General features: G+C 70.8%; 19 protein-coding genes. 13 read left to right on the top strand and 6 right to left on the bottom strand.

Annotation, left to right across the window (positions count from 1 at the left end):
- Positions 1-19: 19 nt before the first annotated feature.
- From FWJ47_RS03240 to FWJ47_RS03215, 6 genes are all read left to right on the top strand, one after another.
- A complete protein-coding gene (locus FWJ47_RS03240; protein WP_425466002.1) occupies positions 20-2,446 on the top strand; it encodes a DEAD/DEAH box helicase in 2,427 nt (808 codons plus the stop codon).
- 208 nt (positions 2,447-2,654) lie between these two features.
- Positions 2,655-2,870 (top strand): DUF4244 domain-containing protein, encoded by a 216-nt coding sequence (locus FWJ47_RS03235; RefSeq protein ID WP_147104014.1) that lies wholly within the window; start codon positions 2,655-2,657, stop codon positions 2,868-2,870.
- 5 nt (positions 2,871-2,875) lie between these two features.
- A complete protein-coding gene (locus FWJ47_RS03230; RefSeq protein ID WP_147104011.1) occupies positions 2,876-3,247 on the top strand; it encodes a TadE family type IV pilus minor pilin in 372 nt (123 codons plus the stop codon).
- The gene (locus FWJ47_RS03225; protein WP_147104006.1) at positions 3,244-3,663 is read left to right on the top strand and encodes an Rv3654c family TadE-like protein; all 420 of its coding nucleotides are present in this window, start codon (positions 3,244-3,246) and stop codon (positions 3,661-3,663) included. Before FWJ47_RS03230 ends, FWJ47_RS03225 begins: the two co-directional genes overlap by 4 nt.
- A gap of 14 nt (positions 3,664-3,677) precedes the next feature.
- Positions 3,678-3,941: a DUF4031 domain-containing protein gene (locus FWJ47_RS03220; RefSeq protein WP_147104003.1), complete on the top strand. Its 264-nt coding sequence runs from the start codon at positions 3,678-3,680 to the stop codon at positions 3,939-3,941.
- A gap of 42 nt (positions 3,942-3,983) precedes the next feature.
- Positions 3,984-4,715, top strand: coding sequence for a PIG-L deacetylase family protein (locus tag FWJ47_RS03215; protein ID WP_147104000.1), 732 nt, complete (start codon positions 3,984-3,986; stop codon positions 4,713-4,715).
- 1 nt (position 4,716) lies between these two features.
- Here FWJ47_RS03215 and FWJ47_RS03210 read toward each other — a convergent pair whose 3' ends face one another.
- The 5 genes from FWJ47_RS03210 to nth form a co-directional block, all read right to left on the bottom strand.
- Positions 4,717-5,286, bottom strand: a complete 570-nt coding sequence (locus FWJ47_RS03210) for a type II secretion system F family protein (protein WP_147103997.1) — start codon at positions 5,284-5,286, stop codon at positions 4,717-4,719.
- A gap of 10 nt (positions 5,287-5,296) precedes the next feature.
- Complete coding sequence (locus tag FWJ47_RS03205) at positions 5,297-6,031, bottom strand: hypothetical protein (protein WP_147103994.1); 735 nt, start codon at positions 6,029-6,031, stop codon at positions 5,297-5,299.
- A gap of 5 nt (positions 6,032-6,036) precedes the next feature.
- Positions 6,037-7,206 carry a TadA family conjugal transfer-associated ATPase gene (locus FWJ47_RS03200; protein WP_147103991.1) on the bottom strand — a complete coding sequence of 390 codons (1,170 nt, stop codon included), beginning with the start codon at positions 7,204-7,206 and terminating at the stop codon, positions 6,037-6,039.
- Positions 7,199-8,284, bottom strand: a complete 1,086-nt coding sequence (locus FWJ47_RS03195; RefSeq protein ID WP_147103988.1) for a CpaE-like family protein — start codon at positions 8,282-8,284, stop codon at positions 7,199-7,201. Before FWJ47_RS03195 ends, FWJ47_RS03200 begins: the two co-directional genes overlap by 8 nt.
- A 131-nt stretch (positions 8,285-8,415) precedes the next feature.
- Positions 8,416-9,198, bottom strand: coding sequence for an endonuclease III (nth, locus tag FWJ47_RS03190; RefSeq protein WP_147103985.1), 783 nt, complete (start codon positions 9,196-9,198; stop codon positions 8,416-8,418).
- Positions 9,199-9,311: 113 nt separating this feature from the next.
- Here nth and acs point away from each other — a divergent pair, with 113 nt between their 5' ends.
- Genes acs through FWJ47_RS03165 form a run of 6 tightly spaced genes read left to right on the top strand, consistent with a single transcriptional unit; the run spans position 9,312 to position 14,904 of the window.
- The gene (gene acs, locus FWJ47_RS03185; RefSeq protein ID WP_147103982.1) at positions 9,312-11,315 is read left to right on the top strand and encodes an acetate--CoA ligase; all 2,004 of its coding nucleotides are present in this window, start codon (positions 9,312-9,314) and stop codon (positions 11,313-11,315) included.
- Positions 11,316-11,349: 34 nt separating this feature from the next.
- Positions 11,350-11,790 (top strand): type II 3-dehydroquinate dehydratase, encoded by a 441-nt coding sequence (gene aroQ / locus FWJ47_RS03180; RefSeq protein ID WP_147103978.1) that lies wholly within the window; start codon positions 11,350-11,352, stop codon positions 11,788-11,790.
- A gap of 9 nt (positions 11,791-11,799) precedes the next feature.
- On the top strand, positions 11,800-11,964 hold the full coding sequence (gene sp36, locus FWJ47_RS12020) for a Sp36 family protein (protein WP_170228454.1): 165 nt from the start codon (positions 11,800-11,802) through the stop codon (positions 11,962-11,964).
- A gap of 16 nt (positions 11,965-11,980) precedes the next feature.
- A complete protein-coding gene (locus FWJ47_RS03175) occupies positions 11,981-12,442 on the top strand; it encodes a RidA family protein (protein ID WP_147103975.1) in 462 nt (153 codons plus the stop codon).
- Complete coding sequence (locus tag FWJ47_RS03170; protein ID WP_147103972.1) at positions 12,432-13,664, top strand: carboxylate--amine ligase; 1,233 nt, start codon at positions 12,432-12,434, stop codon at positions 13,662-13,664. Before FWJ47_RS03175 ends, FWJ47_RS03170 begins: the two co-directional genes overlap by 11 nt.
- 13 nt (positions 13,665-13,677) lie before the next feature.
- On the top strand, positions 13,678-14,904 hold the full coding sequence (locus tag FWJ47_RS03165) for a lipid II:glycine glycyltransferase FemX (protein ID WP_246126140.1): 1,227 nt from the start codon (positions 13,678-13,680) through the stop codon (positions 14,902-14,904).
- 28 nt (positions 14,905-14,932) lie between these two features.
- Here FWJ47_RS03165 and FWJ47_RS03160 read toward each other — a convergent pair whose 3' ends face one another.
- Positions 14,933-15,610: a Crp/Fnr family transcriptional regulator gene (locus FWJ47_RS03160; RefSeq protein WP_147103969.1), complete on the bottom strand. Its 678-nt coding sequence runs from the start codon at positions 15,608-15,610 to the stop codon at positions 14,933-14,935.
- Positions 15,611-15,815: 205 nt separating this feature from the next.
- On the opposite strand from FWJ47_RS03160, the gene FWJ47_RS03155 reads away from it, so the two are divergent.
- Positions 15,816-16,997 carry a MarP family serine protease gene (locus tag FWJ47_RS03155; protein ID WP_170228453.1) on the top strand — a complete coding sequence of 394 codons (1,182 nt, stop codon included), beginning with the start codon at positions 15,816-15,818 and terminating at the stop codon, positions 16,995-16,997.
- The last annotated feature ends 42 nt before the right edge of the window (positions 16,998-17,039 follow it).

Here is a 17,039-nt window from a genome sequence, read left to right as displayed (position 1 = left end):
CCCGGATGACCCGCTGACACTGCTGCGTGAGGCGGGGCTGTCCGCCGACCTGGGCGCGGAGGCCTCCTCGCTGCGGCACCTGCGCACTCTCCCGGCACGCGAGGCGGTCACCGCCGAATGGCCGGACTGGGTGCCGGGGCCGCTGCGGGCCGCCTACCGGCAGACCGGCGCCCCGGCGCCCTACGCTCACCAGGTCCAGGCCGCCGAGGCGCTCCACGCCGGGCGGCACATGATCCTGGCGACCGGGACGGCGTCGGGAAAGTCCTTGGCCACCCAGCTCCCTGGTCTCGCGGCGATCCTCGGCGCCCCAGCCGGGGCGGCAGCCGCGGCGCATCCCACCGGCGAGGCCGCCGTCCTCTACCTCTCCCCCACCAAGGCCCTGGCCGCCGACCAGCTCGACAGCCTCAGGGAGCTCGCCGAGACGGTCGGGGCCGGGGGCCCGGCCGGCGGCATTCGACCAGAGGCCTACGACGGCGACACTGACCCGGAGTCCCGCTCCTGGGTGCGGCAGCACGCCAACTTCGTCCTCTCCAACCCAGACATGCTCAACGCCGGAATCCTGCCCAATCACCGGGGCTGGGCCCGGTTCTTCGCTCGCCTGCGTTACGTGATCATCGATGAGGCGCACACTGCGCGCGGGATCTTCGGCTCCCACTTGGCGCTGCTGCTGCGCCGGCTGCGGCGCGTGGCGCGCGCCTACGGCGCTGATCCGGTGTTCGCCGGGGCGAGCGCCACCAGCGGCGACCCGGCAGCCTCCTTCGCCCGGCTGATCGGCGAGCCCTCGGACGGCGTGACGGCGGTGACCGAGGACGCCTCGCCCCATGGTGCGGTGGACGTATACCTCTGGGAGGCGGCCGACGCCGTCGGGATCAGCGGGGACCGCGGTGCACCGGTGAAGCGTTCGCTCACCGTGGAGGCTGCGGACCTGCTGACCAATCTGGTGGTGGCGGGCCGGCGCAGCCTCGCCTTCATCAAGTCCCGGCGCGGCGCGGAGACGATCGCCCGGATCGCCGGGGAGAGCCTGTCCGAGGTGGACGCCTCCCTCACTGAGCGGGTCTCGGCCTACCGGTCCGGGTACCTGAAGGAGGAGCGCCGGGAGCTGGAGCGGCAGCTGCGCAGCGGGCAGCTGCTCGGCGTCGCCTCCACTCCTGCCCTGGAGCTGGGCATCGACATCTCGGGGCTCGACGTCGTCGTGATCGCCGGCTGGCCGGGGACTCGTGCGTCCTTCTTCCAGCAGCTGGGGCGCGCCGGACGATCCGGGCAGCGGGGGGCGGCGTTCTTCATCGGCGGGGACGAGCCGCTGGACTCCTACCTGCTCGCCCACCCGGAGGCGATCTTCGACCGTCCGGTGGAGGACGCGGTCACCGACCCCTCCAACCCGCATGTGGCCGCTCCGCACCTGCTGGCCGCAGCCCAGGAGCTTCCCCTGACTCCGGCGGACATCGAGGAGGCTGGCCTGTTCGCCGGACTGCGCTGGCTGGCTGAGGCGCTGACCCAGCAGGGGCACCTGCGGCGGCGGCCCCGGGGCTGGTTCTTCAACCACGACGACGCCTCGGCCGCCTCGTGGGTGAGGCTGCGCTCCGACGGGGCCGGCCCGTACACGATCGTCAACGTGGAGGACGGCACTGTGGTCGGGGATATGGGGGCCGCACAGGCTCAGCCGCAGGCCCACCCGCAGGCGGTCTACGTCCACCAGGGCCGCACCTATGTGGTGGAGGAGCTGGACCTGGAGCAGAGCACGGTGCTGGTGGCACCGGCGAACCCTCCCTACTACACCCAGGCCCGGGAGACGACGACGATCAGCGTGATCGAGACCCAGCGCACCGAGCCCTGGGGCGGGTTCAGCCTCTGCTTCGGGGCCGTGGAGGTCACCAGCGCCGTGGTCGGCTTTCAGCGCAAGGCTCTGGGGTCCTCCGAGGTGCTCTCGGATGAGCCGCTGGAGCTGCCGCCGTCGACTCTGCGCACCCAGGCGGTGTGGCTGACCGCTGCCGAGACCACCTTGCAGGAGGGCGGGGTGATCGTGGAGCACGTGCCGGGAGCGCTGCACGCCGCTGAGCACGCCATGATCGGGCTGCTGCCGCTGCTCTCCAGCTCGGACCGTTGGGACATCGGCGGGGTCTCCACTGCTCTGCATGCAGACACGGAGCTGCCGAGCATCTTCGTCTATGACGGCCATCCCGGGGGCGCCGGGTTCGCCCAGCGCGGCTTTGAGCTGGCGGCGGACTGGGTGCGTGCCACCGCTGAGGCGATCGAGGCGTGCGGCTGCTCGGACGGCTGTCCCTCCTGCGTGCAGTCCCCCAAATGCGGCAGCCGGAACAGCCCGCTGAGCAAGCAGGGGGCGCTGAATCTTCTGCGCACCGCGCTGAAGCACCATGACGCCGAGCAGGCAGGTGAGGCAGGCCGGCCCGCGTGGGGGCACACGCGAGCCGTGCGCGGCTGGGGCTGAGCGAGTTCCGCGGGCGCTTGCGCGGCGAGCCCCGCTCTCGGCCGGCGGCGGAAGCCGGGGTTTTGCACGTGCGGGCGAGAAAGCACGACGACGCTCCGGCCTCTCCACAGGGCCCTCGCCCTCGCCGCCTCTGGGCGGCCCGGGCGCGGATGGTGGGCAGGGTCCCGGCACCACCGCCGGGGCTTTCCCATCGTGAAGGAGACACCCTATGAAGAACACCGGCTGGCCCGCCCCGCTGCAGCGGGAGCAGGCTGAGGACGCGCTGAAGGCCCTCCATCAGGACGAGGACGGCCTGGCCACCGCTGAGTACGGCATCGTGATGCTCGCCGCGGTCGGGTTCGCCGGGCTGCTCACGGTGATCCTCACCTCGGACACCGTCCAGGGCCTGCTGAGCAGTGTGGTCGAGTCTGCGCTGAGCCACTGAGCATCATGAGCCTCGCGGAGGATCCCGGGGACCGGGGGTCAGTGACGGCGGAGTTCGCCCTGGCGCTTCCGTCCATCGTGGCGGTGCTGCTGCTGGTGCTGAGCCTGGGATCCCACGGTGTCCAGGCGGTCGCCCTGGAGTCCGCGGCGCGCGAGGCGGCCCGGGAGCTGGCTCGCGGGGAGCCGGCGGCCGTCGTGGAGGAGGCCGCTGTCCGTGCCGCCGGCGACAGCGTCACCGTCACGCTGTCCCCCGACGGGGCCTACACCCGGGTGCTCCTGACTCGTCCTGTCCGGATCGCTGGGCTGATCGAGGTGTCCTCCGTCTACGAGGCCGAAGCCTCGGCCCTCACCGAGCACGTCGGAGGATCAGGCCGATGAGGCGCGGCGGGGCCGCGACGCCGGACGAGGACGGCTCCGGGACAGTGGCGGCCATCGGGGTGATCGCGGGGCTCATGGTGCTGTTCGCGGTGGTCCATCTGATCACTGCTGCGGCTGCGGCCGGCGCCCAGGCTGCCCGTGCGGCGGATCTGGCGGCGCTGGCCGCGGCTGACACCGCCCGCGGTCTGGCAACGGGCGACCCGTGCGCTGCGGCTGAGCAGGTCGCGGTGCGCAACAGTGCCGCCGTACTGGACTGCAGAGTGGGCGGCGAGCACGAGACCGAAGTGCGGGTGACCGTGAGCGTGGAAGCGGAGCTTCTCCTCCTGCCGGCGCAGCTTTCGATGCCGGGCACTCGGGCGGAGCGCACCAGCCGGGCCGGCCCGCCGGAGGCTCTGCAGGCAGGGCATGTGGAGTAGGCTCCCATGCTCTGATGACCGTCTATATCGACCCGCCGATCTGGCCCGCGCACGAAACTGCGTTCGGGCACCTGATCTCTGACTTCTCCCTGGTGGAGCTGCACACGTTCGCCGGCGCGGCGGGGATCAGCCCGCGCGCCTTCGACCTGGACCACTATGACGTCGCGGCCCACCACTACGAACGGCTGGTGGCCTGCGGGGCGGTGGAGGTCACCGGGCGTGACCTGGCCCGGATCCTGCGCGACTCCGGCCTGCGCATCAAGCACAAGGACAGATAGCTCCGGCGACGACGAACGCACCTGATGTGGTGTGATGGGCGCATGTCTGACGCTCTTGCGCTCTTTGACGATGCTGACGTCCGCAGGGTGCTGTGCGTGGTCGCCCACCCGGACGATATGGAGTACGGGGGCTCGGCCGCCGCCGCCCGATGGGCTGAGCACGGCATCGAAGTGTCCTACCTGCTGCTGACCGCCGGGGAGGCGGGGATGCGGGAGGAGCTCCCCTCCGAGGTCGCCGTGCTGCGCGCTGAGGAGCAGCGGGCCGCCTGCGCTGAGGTGGGGGTCAAGGACCTTGTGATCCTGGACTTCGCGGACGGCGCCCTGCAGGCCGATCTGGTCGTGCGGGAGGCGATCGCCCGCCATATTCGCCGGGTGAAGCCCGACGTGGTGCTCACCCAGACCTGGGAGCTCGAGGTCAGCTGGGGCCTCAACCACGCTGATCACCGGGCCGCTGGCCTCGCGGCCGTGGACGCAGTGCGCGACGCCGACAACCCGTGGGTCTTCCCGCACCTGGCCGAGCAGGAGGGGCTCAAGGCTTGGGGTGCGAGCTGGCTGCTGAGCTTCGGGGGCGAGCCCACCCACCTGATCAACGTCACCGGGGAGCCCCTGGAGCGTGCAGTCGCCTCGCTGGAGGCCCATGAGCAGTACCTGGCTGCCCTGGGCGGGGACTTCGACGCCCGCGGAATGCTGGAAGGGATGATGTCGGCGGCAGCCCGGCGCGGCGAAGACCCGAGCATCACCCACGCCCTCGGGGTAGCGGCATACCGGATGTAGATCACAGTCCGAGCGTCTCCGGGAGCATGCTGATGATCACCGGGACCACTCCCAGCAGAATGAAGGCGGGGAGGAAGCAGGCGCCCAGCGGCAGCATCATCTTCACGCCGAGCTCCCCGGCGGCGCGCTCGGCTTCGTGCCGCTGCCGGGCGCGGGCCTGAGCTGCGGCGGCTTCGAGCATTCGGGCGCTGGGCGCACCGGTGGCGTAGGAGAAGCTGAGGTGCTCACAGTAGAGGGCCAGCTGCGGATGATGCTCCACGTGGGCGGAGGCCTGCTGCCACCCGGCTCCAGCGGCGAGCGCCCGATGCATCCTGCCGAGCGGATCGGCTCCGGGGACGGTGCGGGCGAGCCGGTCCAGGGCCGCTTCGATGCCGATCCCGGCGGCCAGCAGCGCCCCGGTCAGGTCCAGGAGGGATGCCGCGTCGACGTCACCCGCCCCCGGCTCTGCGTTCTTCGGCGCACGCCTGCGCGGGGCAGCCCCTGGCAGGCGTGCGTCGAGCCGGGGTCCGCCGGGCGCGAGCAGAAGGATGCTGACGGCTGCGAGGGCGCCTGCGGCGAGGGCGGGGATCACCGGACTGCCCTCATATGCGGGCTTCGACGGACCGGATCATGTGTCGGCTCCAGAGCCTGCCGGCGAGCAGGAAGAGCAGCCCCAGCCCGAGGCAGCCGAGTCCGGCCGCGCTGCCGAGAAGGGCGGAGACCGGGTCGGCGCCCATCAGCTGGCCGAGCAGCACTCCGCCGAGGGGCAGGAGGGTGAGGATCAGCTGGGTGAGTCGGGGGCCGGCAGCGGCGGTTCGGACGGCAGCGCGCAGCTGCGCGGCATCGTCCAGGGAGGCGGCGAGCCGCTCGATGAGCTGGGAGAGCGGTGCCCCCGTCTGCTCGGAGAGCCGTGTGACCGCCAGCAGGCGGGTGAGGACGCGCCTGGTCTGCTTCTGGGCGGCGTCCTGGCTCTTCTCCTCCAAGGTGCTGAGGCTGCGGCGGATCCCCTCGGCTGTGCCGGCCCCGGAAATCTCGGAGGCGGCGATCTGCCCGGCGATCGGGACGAAGGGGTGGTCGGACCGGGTGCGGGCCCAGTGGTCACGGAGGTCTGCCCACGCCTGAGCCTCTCCGCGGCCGGACGCCAGCAGGGCGGCGAGCTGTCGGAGCAGCTGGGCGGCCTCCTCCTGCCCGGCAGGCCGCTCTGCGACGGGCCGCAGCCGCAGCAGACGTTCCCGCACCGGCTCTCGCCCGCGCCGCCGAGGCAGTGCGCCGGGCGGCCGCGGAAGCCCCAGGAGGGCGGCGACGATGGCGAGGGCGCAGGCGGTCGCTGCGAGCACGGCGCTCAGAGCGGGGCCTCTTCGTCAGTCCAGAGCTGCTCCCAGCCGGGACCGCGCTCAGCGCCGTCGCCGGTGGTGGTGAGCGCGGGCACCATCGTGAGGCGGTCGTCGGCGTAGGTCACCAGGGAGAGCTTCACCGGCATCCGCTGGCCGTGCCGTCGCTCTACGTGGACCACGGCATGGAGGGCGACGGCGGCCTGGATGCGGACGGTGTCCGGGGTGAGCCCGGCGAGCGCGCCCATCGCTGCCAGGCGGGCAGGGACGGCGTCGGGCGAGTTCGCGTGGACGGTGCCGAGAGCCCCGGCGTGGCCGGTGTTCATGGCGGTGAGGAAGTCCCGCAGCTCCGCGCCCCGGCATTCGCCGACGATCAGCCGATCCGGCCGCATGCGGAGGGTCTGGCGGACCAGCTGTCCCATGTCCACACCGCCGGCGCCCTCCACGTTGCCGACGCGGCCCTGCAGGTGGATCACGTGCGGGTGAGCAGCCTGGATCTCCGTGGTGTCCTCAACGATGATGATCCGCTCCTCGGCCGGCACCTCGCCGAGCATCGCCGCCAGCAGTGAGGTCTTGCCGGAGCCGGTGGCCCCGGAGACGAGCAGGTTCATGCGTGCGCTGATGATCCGGCGGATCGCCCGCAGCCACTCCTCGGCGCTGTTCCACTGCCCGGCGAGGTCCTCCAGGGCGACGGTGCGGCTGCGCGCCACACGCACCGAGATCATGGTTCCTTCGACGGCGATGGGCGGGATGACGGCGTGGATGCGGCAGTTCCCGATGCGGCCGTCCGCGCAGGGGCGGCCTTCGTCCAGCCGCCCGCCGGAAACGCTGATGAGCCTCCGCGCCAGGGCGCGCGCCTGATTCTCGGAGCCCACCTGCACCCCGGTGCTGCGCAGCCCTGCTGCCCCGTCGGTCCAGATCATCCCGTGGCCGTCCAGGACCACGTCGGTGACCCCGGGCTGGTCGGCGAACTGCTGGAGCGGGCCCAGGCCGACAAGCTCGTCGCGGAGGGTGCGGACCAGCTGCTGGGCGGTCCCGGAGCTCAGCGCCATCCCCTGGGCCCGGACGGCCTCAGCGATGCGGGAGGCGGTGACCGGCTCGGAGGTGGAGGTCAGCTGCTCCCGGAGAGCATCCATCCGGTCCGGGCTGATCAGAGCCTGCTCCTGGGCACTCTCAGACACGCGGCACCGCCCGGTGCTGGTGGTCGAAGTCTCCGGCCAGCCGTTCCAGCAGTCCCCCGATCAGCCGAGCGCCGTGTGCGGCCCGCAGCAGCTCATAGGCCGCGGAAGGGTCGTCGGCGGCACGCATCCACCGCTGCTCAGCGAGGTCCGCGGCGACCTCAGCGCCCAGCGCCTGCTCCAGCTCGCCCAGGCCCCAGCCGGGCGCGGGCCTGCCGTTGGCCATGACCGCGGCGGGCTGCCCCGGGGCGGCGTCGAGGATCTGCCCGGCCGCCGCCGCGGCGCGCGGGGTGGGGCGGGTGACCACGAGCAGATGGTCCGCCTGCTCGGCGACGGACGTCCAGAGGGCCGCCCGGCCGAGGTCAAGCACCACCAGGTCGAACGCACGGGCGCCCGCCCGGAGGATGGTTTCCAGTCTGGCCCGCAGCTGGGCAGCATCTGTCTCAGGCCCGCCGGTCAGCAGGTGGACGCCGTCCACCACGGGCACGGCACGGGTGAGATGTGCGGAGGAGACCTCGCCCTCCGTGGCGATCAGCTGCGGCAGCTCAAGCCCCTCACCCCGCACTCCGCCGCCAGCGCGGGCGTGCTCAAGCAGGTGATGCAGCCCGCTGCCGGCCCCCGCCTCAGCGTCCAGCAGCAGCACGCGGTCGCCCCGCACGGCGGCCTCAGCGGCCAGCAGGTACGCAGCAGTGGTGGCTCCCGCCCCGCCGACAGCTCCGGCGACGGCGACCACGCTGCCTTCAGCCCGGTTGAGGACCTTCGCCGAGAGGTGCTCGCTCAGCCAGGCCTCCCCGGCAGGCAGCGGCACCGGGGCGGCCTGCGGCGCCAGCGCGGCCGCCGCCCAGAGAGCCTCAGCCTCACGGCCGACCAGCAGCGTCTGCCCGAGCCCGCGCGGGGGCGGGGCGTCCGGGCCGCACAGCAGAGCCGCCCACTCCCCCGTGGTGCTCGGGTCCGTGTCCCGCCACCCGGCCCGGACGTCCAGCCGGGCACCGACGACGGCGGCGATCAGGGCAATATCGTCGCGCAGCTGCTCATCCTCGGTGACGAGCAGCAGCCGTGGCTCCTCAGGCTCAGATCGCATGCGGGCCAGCCTCGTTCGGCACAGACCCGCTGACCCGGCCTCGAACCCCATCTGTGGGCCCGTCGGAGCGTCACGCTCGCCCCGCCCGGTGCTGTGCAAGACCGAGCTCGCCGCCGGCCGGGCCCGCGGCACTATGCGCTCAGGGGGTGCCCCTCTGCCTGAAGCTGGCGGCGCGTATAGCCGGCGCGGAGCTTCTCGAGGAGCTCTTCGCGGCCGGGCTTGAGCTCATAGGCCAGCAGCTTCTCGGCCTCGACCGGATCAGTCTCCCCGGCACCGCGGCTGGGGCACCATGCGGCGATGGGACAGGCGCCGCATGCGGGCCTGCGGGAGTGGCAGACGCGGCGGCCGTGGTAGATCAGCCGGTGGGAGAGGTCGGTCCAGTCCTTCGGCTCGAAGAGAGCGCCGACGGCCCTCTCCACCTTGACCGGATCGGTCTCCTCGGTCATTCCGAGCCGGCGGGCGAGCCGGCCGAAGTGGGTGTCGACGGTGAGGCCGGGCTGGCCGAAGGCGTTGCCGAGCACCACGAACGCGGTCTTCCGGCCCACGCCGGGCAGCCTGACCAGCTCAGCCATGGTGCTGGGCACCTCGCCGTCGTGCTCCTCGACGAGAGCGCCGGAGAGGCCGAGGAGAGCTTTGGTCTTCGAGTTGTAGAAGCCGGTGGGCCTGATGATCTCCGCCAGCTCCTCCTCCCGGGCGGCCGCCATCGCAGAGGCGTCCGGGTACTTCGCGAAGAGGCGCGGGGTGACGGAGTTGACCCGGACGTCGGTGGTCTGGGCGGAGAGGACGGTGGCGACGAGCAGCTCGAAGGCGTTCTCGAAGTCGAGCTCCGCGACGGCGTAGGGGTATGCCTCGCCGAGCACACGGCTGATCTTCCGCACACGGCGCTTCTTTCCCAGCAGCGTCTCCTCAGGCATCCGCCCATCCTAGAAGAGGGGCTGACCCGGTTCTGACATGCGGACTTCACAGCACACACGCCCACACGTAGTATCTGTGATGCAGACCACAGACCATCTGTGAGGAGACACGTATGAGCAGCACCGCAGCACCCGGCACCGTCCAGCATGAGCAGACCGGCCCCTTCCCCCCGGGCGCACGCTTCGCCGCCGCCGCGGTGGCAGATGCTGGCCGCTACGAGGCCGCCGGGGCAGACCGGCTCGCCTACTGGGCCGAGCAGGCACGCGGAACGCTCAGCTGGGACACCGACTTCGGCGAGGTCCTCGACTGGTCGGACGCCCCCTTCGCGAAATGGTTCGTGGGCGGGCAGCTCAACGCCGCCTACAACTGTGTGGACCGGCATGTGGAGGCGGGCCACGGCGAGCGCGCCGCCCTGCTGTTCGAGGGCGAGCCGGGCGATTCCCGCCGGATCACCTACGCGGAGCTGGCCGAGGAGGTCGCCCGCGCCGCCAACGCGTTCGAGTCCCTCGGAGTCTCCAAGGGGGACAGGGTGGCGATCTACATGCCGATGATCCCGGAGACGGTGATCAGCATGCTGGCCTGCGCACGGATCGGCGCCCTGCACTCGGTGGTCTTCGGCGGGTTCAGCTCGGACGCGCTGCGCTCTCGCGCGGACGACGCCGAGGCGAAGCTGATCATCACCGCGGACGGCTCCTACCGACGCGGGAAGCCCTCGCTGCTGAAGCCCAACGTGGACGAGGCGCTGGCCGAGCCGGGCCACACGGTGGAGCATGTCCTGGTGGTCCGCCGCAACGGCGAGGACGTTTCCTTCACGGAAGGACGGGACCTGTGGTGGCACGACGTCGTGCCGGACCGCTCCGCTGAGCACGCCTACGCCGCGCACGATTCGGAGCACCCGCTGTTCATCCTCTACACCTCCGGCACCACGGGCAAGCCCAAGGGCATCCTTCACACCACCGGCGGCTACCTGACCCAGACCGCGGTCACCGCCCGCGACAGCTTCGACCTGCGCCCGGAGACCGACGTGTACTGGTGCACCGCCGACGTCGGCTGGATCACCGGGCACAGCTACCTGGTCTACGGGCCGCTGGCCAACGGCGCCACCCAGGTCATCTACGAAGGCACCCCGGACACCCCGCACAAGGGCCGGCTCTGGGAGATGGTCGCCAAGTACGGGGTCACCCAGCTCTACACCGCCCCCACCCTCATCCGGACCTGCATGAAGTGGGGCCGCGAGATCCCCGAGGAGTACGACCTCTCGTCCCTCCGAGTGCTCGGCACGGTGGGCGAGGCGATCAACCCGGAGGCCTGGCTGTGGTTCCGGGAAGTCATCGGCGCGAGCAGCGGCCCCGGCCGTCCCCCCAAGGATGAGCCAGCACCCATCGTGGACACCTGGTGGCAGACTGAGACCGGAGGGCACATGATCGCTCCGATGCCCGGGGTCACCCACACCAAGCCCGGCTCCGCGCAGAAGCCCGTGCCCGGCATCGACATCGGCATCGTCGACGAGATGGGTGAGCCTGTGGGCAGGGGCGAGTCCGGGTTCCTGGTCATCAAGCAGCCGTGGCCGGCCATGCTGCGCGGCATCTGGCGCGACCCGGAGCGGTACCGGGACACCTACTGGTCCCGGTTCGGCACAGACCTGTACTTCGCCGGCGACGGCGCCCGGTACGACGAGGACGGGGACATCTGGATCCTGGGCCGCGTGGACGACGTCATGAACGTCTCGGGCCACCGGCTCTCCACCACGGAGATCGAGTCCTCTCTGGTGGCCCACGAGCAGGTCGCCGAGGCGGCGGTGGTCGGCGCGAAGGACGCCACCACCGGTGAGGCCGTCGTCGCGTTCGTCATCCTCAACGCCGAGTCGGAGCAGGCCGACCCGGAAGCCATGGAGGCCCAGCTGCGCGAGCACGTCCGGGCAGACATCGGACCCATCGCCAAGCCGCGGAACGTGCTGGTGGTCCCGGAGCTTCCGAAGACCCGCTCCGGGAAGATCATGCGACGGCTGCTGAAGAACGTCGCCAACGGTGATGACGTCGGGGACGCCTCCACGCTCTCCGACCCCTCCGTGATGATCCAGATCGCCGAGGACATGCGCACCAAGCACGCAGAGTAGGGCGGCGACAGCTGCTCACGCATAGACTGCGCGTATGGCTGAGCGTCTGCTGATCGTGCACGGTCCGAACCTGAACCTCCTGGGGACCCGGGAGCCGGAGATCTACGGCTCCGCGACCCTGGAGGACATCAACGAGCTGTGCCGGCGCACGGCCGCGTCCTACGGGCTGGAGGCCGACTTCGTCCAGTCCAACCACGAGGGCGAGCTGATCGATGCGATCCAGGCCGCAGCAGGCACCGCCGCCGGCATCGTCATCAACCCGGCCGCCTACACGCACACCTCCGCGGCGATCCATGACGCGCTCAAGGCCGTCGGCCTGCCCGTGGTGGAGGTGCACCTGTCCAACGTGCACGCCCGCGAGCCGTTCCGGAGGCACTCCTACGTCTCCCCGGCGGCGAACGCGGTCATCGCCGGGGCAGGCCCGGCCGGCTACCAGTACGCGGTGGACCACCTCGCAGCCCTCCTCAGCTTGTAAGCTGGCCCCATGGCTGAACAGACCACGTGGGAATACGCCACCATTCCGCTCATCATCCACAACACCAAGGGCATCCTCGACCAGTGGGGCGAGGACGGCTGGGAGCTCGTCACCGTGCTTCCGGGCCCGGAGGGCAACGCTCCGGTCGCCTACCTGAAGCGGCCTCGGCAGTAGAGGGCGCCGGAAGACGATGTCACGAGTCGAGGAGCGCCTGGCTGAGCTGGGCATCACCGTGCCTGAAGTGGTCCCCCCGGTGGCTGCCTACCAGCCCGCCGTCGTCGTGGACGGCGTCGTCTACGTCTCCGGGCAGCTGCCGCTGGTGGAGGGCAGGCTTCCCGCCGCCGGGAAGGTCGGCGCGGGGGTCAGTGCTGAGCAGGCCTACGAGCTGGCCCGCCAGTGCGGCATCAACATCATTGCCGCGCTGAAGCATGCGGTGGGGGACCTGGACCGGATCACCCGGATCGCGAAGGTCGGCGGGTTCGTCGCCTCCGCCCCGGAGTTCACCGGCCAGCCGGGAGTGATCAATGGTGCTTCGGAGCTGCTGGGCCACGCCTTCGCCGACGCCGGGCAGCACGCCCGCAGCGCGGTGGCGGCGCCGGTGCTGCCGCTGGACACCCCGGTGGAAGTGGACGCCATCGCCCATGTCTCCTAAGAGCTCCCCGGAGTTCACCCCGGTCATCATCGGGACGGACCTCAACGCCTACCACATGGCCACGGCCTTCTACGAGGGCTTCGGAATCAGGCCGCACGTCATCGGCAAGGTGAACCTGGGCTTCACCGGGTACTCCTCGATCATCGCCTCCACCACCCTGGTGGACAGCCTCGACGACGCTGAGGTGTTCCTCCCGGCCCTGCTGGAGTTCGCCGCAGCGCACGAGGACGCCGACCCGCTGCTGCTGGTGGGAACCAGCGACCACTATGTGCGCCTCATCATCGAGAACGCGGAGAGCCTGAGCCCGCACTACCGGTTCAACTGTCCGAGCATGGAGCTGCTGGACACGCTGCAGTGGAAGGAGCTCTTCTACCCGTTCGCCCAGAAGCACGGGCTGCCGATCCCGGAGACTCATTTCCACTCGGTGGGCGAGCCGCTGACTGCGGAGATCTCGGACTTCCCCGTGATCGTGAAGCCTTCGGACCCGGTCCAGTACAACCGGACCGCATTCGAGGGCCAGGAGAAGGTCTACCGAGTCTCCTCGCATGAGGAGCTGGCCGCGGTCGTGGAGAAGATCGAGGCCTCCGGGTACCGGGCCCCGATCATCATCCAGGACTTCATTCCCGGCGGGGACACGTCCCTGTACGAGTCGGACCTGTACCTGCACACCTCCGGCAAGGCTGAGTTCGTGAACCTCGCCCAGGTGGTGCTGCAGGAGCACGAGCCGACCGCCATCGGGAACTTCGCCTCCGTCATCTCCCGGTACGACCGTGATGCGATGACTCTGATGAAGAGCTTCCTGGAGGAGATCGGCTACACGGGGCTGGCAAACTTCGACCTGAAGTGGGACGAGCGGGACGGCAGCTTCAAGATCCTCGAGGTGAATATTCGTCAGGGCCGCTCCAGCGACCACGCCACCGCACAGGGCCACAACCTGGCGGGCTACCTGGTGGAGGACCTGATCCGCGGACGGCAGCCCTCCGAGTGCGTGTTCGTGGAGGAGCGGCGGCTCTACACCCTGGTGCCGCGCAGCATCCTGAAGAAGTACACGAACGACCCGAAGGTCCTCGCCGACGTCGACCAGATGTACCGGCAGAAGAAGGTGCACAGGCCGATGATCGCTCAGGGCGAGCGGAGCCTGAAGCGCCGGGCCTGGGCCGCTGTCCGCGCAGTCCGTTACCGGAAGAAGTACGCCGAGGCCACCTGGGCCAAGGGCCTGTGACCAGGGTTTGCCTGTGACCGCTGCTGCTCCCTCTGTGTCTCTGCACCCGATCAGCGCCGCGCAGCACACGGAGTTCCTCTCGGAGCGCCCGTGGGCCAGCTTCATGCAGAACCCCCAGTGGGCGTTGGTGAAGCCCGAGTGGGAAGGGTTCTCCGTAGGGATCTTCCGCAGCGGCGACGGCCGGCAGGAGCAGCTGGTGGGCGCCGCGCTGGTGCTCGGGCGGCGCCTGCCGGTGCCGAGGCGCATCCCGCTGCTGGGCGCCAAGCGTCTGGCCTACATTCCTGAGGGCCCCGTCCTGGACGAGGACGAAGCGCCCCTGACGGAAGTCCTGCCTGCACTGACTGACTATCTGGCCGGGGCGGGCGCCTTCCTCATCCGGATGGGCCTGCCCGGCCATGTGCGCCGCTGGTCTGCGGCGGAGGTGCGCCAGGCCCTCGCCGACGCGGCGGCTGAGGAGCCCGCCGCCCGGGAGGGCATCGCGGGACTGGCCCCGGTGCAGGAGGACCCGCGGATGCTGCGGGCCCGTCAGCAGCTGCTGGACCTCGGGTGGGCTGAGCCGGAGCCCAGCACGGACTTCGAGGCCGGCCAGCCGCAGTTCGCCGCGAGCATCCTGCTGACCAAGAAGAACGACGAGGGCACGGAACCGCCCCTGAGCGTGGATGAGGTGCTGGGCCGGATGAACTCCACCTCACGCCGGCAGACCCGGAAGTCCACCCGCTCCGAGCTCACCGTCCTGGACTCCGCGGACGGTGACGCCGAGGCACGGCTTGCCGAGTTCCAGGAGCTCTACCGGGCCACCGCCGAGAACCAGGGCTTCCTCCCCCGCCCGGCGGAGTACTTCCGCCGGCTCCACTCTGCGATGAACCAGGGGGGGCTGAGCGAGTGCCGGGTGCTCTGCGCACACTTTGAGGGGAAGCCCCTGGCCGCCGCTGTCTATATCCGGCAGGGAGACCTCGGCTTCTACGCATACGGCGCGTCCTCGAACGAGGAGCGGAAGCGGTACGCCCCGCGGCTGCTGCAGCTGCATCAGATCGAATTGGCGCTGGAGGCCGGGTGCCGGTGGTACGGGCTCGGCGGGATCAGCCCCTCCCTGGAGAAGGACTCGCCTGCCCGCGGCCTGGCAGAGTTCAAGACCACGATGGGTGCCGACGTCGTGCAGTCCCTCGGCGAATGGGACTGCACGGTGAACCCCGCGCTCGCCAAGGTCTTCAACCTCTACATGGCCCAGCGAGGAATCTGAGGCGACCTGCGCCTCGGGGGCGCCGGGACTACCGCGAGCGCTGGCGGATGCGCTGAATGTCGAGGATGACGACGGCGCGGGCCTCCAGGCGCAGCCAGCCGCGCTGGACGAACTCTGCGAGCGCCTTGTTCACGGTCTCACGGGAGGCGCCGACCAGCTGGGCCAGTTCCTCCTGGGTGAGCTCATGCGCCACCAGGACGCCGTCCGGGGCGGGGCGGCCGAAGCGGTCTGCGAGGTCCAGCAGGGCCTTGGCCACACGGCCCGGCACATCGGAGAACACCAGGTCGGCCAAGGACTCGTTGGTGCGGGTCAGCCGCTGGGCCAGGGCCTGCAGCAGCTGAACGGAGACCTCAGGGGCCTGGTGGATGACCTTCTTGAGGTTCTCGTGCTTCAGGCCGGCCAGCCGAGTCTCAGACACCGCGGTGGCGGTGGCGGTGCGGGGCGCCGGGTTGAACAGTGCCATCTCGCCGAAGATCTCGCCGGGGCCGAGCACGGCCAGCAGGTTCTCCCGCCCGTCCGGAGTGGCGCGGCCGAGCTTGATCTTGCCGGAGGTGATGAAGTACAGCTCATCGCCCTCCTCGCCCTCGTGGAAGATCGACTTCCCGCGGGAGAGCTCCACCTCGGTGAGCTGGTCGGTGAGGGTGGAGAAAGCGTCGTCGTCGACTGTGGCGAACAGGGGCGCGCGGCGCAGTACGTCGAGGTCCATGACCGTTCCGTTTCTGGGTAGGCGGACGAGGGAATCAGGCAGTTTTTTACTACTGCCTGTAGAAAAGTTACCAGAGTCACACGATATTCCCGCAGGGTGCCGGGCGAGCGGTCTGCGCGCATCAGCACGCGGTGCCATAGGCTGGAGGCCGGCCTTTTCAGCCCGGCCCCTGCACCCACAACGCACAGAAGCACCCGGAGGACACGTGGAGCCCACTCTGCTGGACATCATTCTGGTGCTGATCCTCATCGGGTTCTTCATCGGCGGGGTGGCCCGAGGCTTCTGGAACACCCTCGGAGGGGCCGCCGGGTTCCTGGTGGGCGCGACGGCGGCGTTCTTCGCGATGCCGATGGTGGCCGGCTGGGTGACTGACCCGTTCTGGCGGGTGATGGCGGTGATCGGCACAGCGATCGTGCTGGTGGTTGCCGGGCATGCACTGGGCTCCGCCGCCGGCCGTGAGGTGCAGAAGCTCTTCCGCGGCGAGACCCTTCAGGCAGTCACCGCGGTCTTCGGCGGGCTGCTGAACCTCTTCGTGGCCGCCATTGTGATCGCGGGGCTGAGCTTCTCCGTGCAGGGGATGGGCTTCGCCCCGGTCAACCAGCACATCCAGCAGTCCATGGTGCTGCGCGCCCTCGACGGCGCGATCCCCGACTCGGTGGAGCGGATGTTCGGGCAGGTGCAGGGCGCCGTCGTCGACTCCGACATTCCAGAAATCGCCCAGCTGCTGGTCCCGGAGACCGATGAGGCCCCGGAGCTCAGCGGGGAGCTGACCGCTGAGGCCGAGCAGACCGCCGCCTCCGTGGCCCGCATCACTGGGGTGGCGGAACAGTGCGCCCAATCCCAATCAGGGTCCGGCGTGGCGGTCTCCTCCACCCGGGTGGTCACCAACGCGCACGTCGTCGCCGGGGTCTCCGAGCCTTCCGTGGAGATGCCCGACGGCCAGGTCGTCACTGGTCGGGCCGTCCACTTCGATCCCGCCTCCGACCTCGCCCTGCTGGCCGTGGATCCGCTGGATGCCCCCGCCGCCAGCCTCGGCGAGCCCCTCAGCGCGGGGGATGAGGGCTTCGTGATGGGCTACCCCTCCGGCGGACCGTTCACCGCCGGCCCGGCCGTCGTCCAAGCCCGCGACACCTCGCAGGTCAACAGCATCTACGGCGAGGACCCCTCAGACCTTGAGATCTACCAGGTCAACGCAGACGTCCGGCAGGGCAACTCCGGCGGGCCGCTCGTGGACCCGCAGGGCGACGTCGTCGGAGTGATCTTCGCCCGCGCGATGGAGGGCAACGCAGTCGGCTTCGCCGTGACCGCCGACGCCGCCGGGGAGGTCCTCACCGAGCCCGACGCCTTCGCCGACACCGTCAGCACCGGCCAGTGCACGGAGAGGTGAGAGGCGAAGGCCCGTTCAGCCCTGGTGGAAGGCTGAGCCGCG

Origin of the sequence: Nesterenkonia populi (assembly GCF_007994735.1) — a bacterium.
GTDB classification, from domain to species: domain Bacteria; phylum Actinomycetota; class Actinomycetes; order Actinomycetales; family Micrococcaceae; genus Nesterenkonia; species Nesterenkonia populi.
This window is presented reverse-complemented; position numbering and strand designations above follow the sequence as displayed.

Coding starts and splice junctions, on each gene's coding strand:
- FWJ47_RS03235 (WP_147104014.1), top strand. CDS start 2,655: ATGAAGAACACCGGCTGGCCCGCCCCGCTGCAGCGGGAGCAGGCTGAG.
- FWJ47_RS03230 (WP_147104011.1), top strand. CDS start 2,876: ATGAGCCTCGCGGAGGATCCCGGGGACCGGGGGTCAGTGACGGCGGAG.
- FWJ47_RS03225 (WP_147104006.1), top strand. CDS start 3,244: ATGAGGCGCGGCGGGGCCGCGACGCCGGACGAGGACGGCTCCGGGACA.
- FWJ47_RS03220 (WP_147104003.1), top strand. CDS start 3,678: ATGACCGTCTATATCGACCCGCCGATCTGGCCCGCGCACGAAACTGCG.
- FWJ47_RS03215 (WP_147104000.1), top strand. CDS start 3,984: ATGTCTGACGCTCTTGCGCTCTTTGACGATGCTGACGTCCGCAGGGTG.
- FWJ47_RS03195 (WP_147103988.1), bottom strand. CDS start 8,284: ATGCGATCTGAGCCTGAGGAGCCACGGCTGCTGCTCGTCACCGAGGAT.
- nth (WP_147103985.1), bottom strand. CDS start 9,198: ATGCCTGAGGAGACGCTGCTGGGAAAGAAGCGCCGTGTGCGGAAGATC.
- acs (WP_147103982.1), top strand. CDS start 9,312: ATGAGCAGCACCGCAGCACCCGGCACCGTCCAGCATGAGCAGACCGGC.
- aroQ (WP_147103978.1), top strand. CDS start 11,350: ATGGCTGAGCGTCTGCTGATCGTGCACGGTCCGAACCTGAACCTCCTG.
- sp36 (WP_170228454.1), top strand. CDS start 11,800: ATGGCTGAACAGACCACGTGGGAATACGCCACCATTCCGCTCATCATC.
- FWJ47_RS03175 (WP_147103975.1), top strand. CDS start 11,981: ATGTCACGAGTCGAGGAGCGCCTGGCTGAGCTGGGCATCACCGTGCCT.
- FWJ47_RS03170 (WP_147103972.1), top strand. CDS start 12,432: ATGTCTCCTAAGAGCTCCCCGGAGTTCACCCCGGTCATCATCGGGACG.
- FWJ47_RS03160 (WP_147103969.1), bottom strand. CDS start 15,610: ATGGACCTCGACGTACTGCGCCGCGCGCCCCTGTTCGCCACAGTCGAC.